1 protein-coding gene is annotated in these 207 nt (G+C 61.8%); it reads right to left on the bottom strand.

The features are described 5' to 3' along the window. Positions 1 to 207: transposase (locus E5W70_RS33035; RefSeq protein WP_292665556.1), on the bottom strand; the 207-nt coding region annotated here is incomplete at both ends.

The raw sequence follows: 207 nt of genomic DNA, 5'->3' as shown, positions 1-207 counted from the left end.
CGGGACATCACCTTCCAGGCCGAGCCGGCAGAACCAGCGATAGGCAAGATTGAGATGCACCTCCTCGCAGAGGCGTCGCTCGGAACGGATGCCGAAGCAGTAGCCGACGATAAGCATCCGGATCATCAGTTCCGGATCGATCGAGGGCCGGCCGATCTCGCTGTAGAACGGCCGGAGATGCGTGCGCAGATCCGACAGGTCGACGAA

It is taken from the genome of Mesorhizobium sp., from assembly GCF_005063415.1.
Taxonomy (GTDB): Bacteria; Pseudomonadota; Alphaproteobacteria; order Rhizobiales; family Rhizobiaceae; genus Mesorhizobium.
The sequence above is the reverse complement of the archived record's forward strand: the minus strand, read 5'-3'. Positions and strand labels throughout refer to the sequence as shown.